Source organism: Oleiphilus sp. HI0128 (assembly GCF_001635365.1).
Genome location: NZ_LWGG01000468.1, coordinates 1 through 375, shown reverse-complemented (window position 1 = coordinate 375; position 375 = coordinate 1). Strand labels below are relative to the sequence as shown.

General features: G+C 49.6%; 1 protein-coding gene. It reads left to right on the top strand.

The window, feature by feature from the left end; translation table 11 throughout:
- On the top strand, nt 1–302 hold a 302-nt coding region (locus A3763_RS05670), incomplete at its 5' end, for a GatB/YqeY domain-containing protein (protein WP_082880393.1).
- Nucleotides 303–375: the final 73 nt, after the last annotated feature.

Sequence of the window (375 nt, the reverse complement as noted above, 5' to 3'; positions counted from 1 at the left end):
TGCTTGCTGTGCTAGATAAAATGCTTAAACAGCGTCGAGATTCAATTAGTCAGTACGAAGCAGCAAGCCGCCAAGATCTTGCGGATGTAGAAGCTGGCGAAATCGCTGTGATTGAGACGTTTCTACCCGCGGCACTGACTGCCGAGGAAATTGATGCTTTGGTCGCCGAGGCAGTGGCGAGCTCTGGAGCAGAATCAGTTCGGGATATGGGCAAGGTGATGGCGGTGCTTAAGCCTCAGCTTCAAGGTCGAGCTGACGTCGGTAAGGTAAGCCAGATCGTTAAGCAGCGCTTAGCTAGCTAGACTTCAATTCCAATTATCTCTTGAACAGAGCGGGTCTACTACAAGGTAGTCATTTAGTCTTTGTTTCATGGCT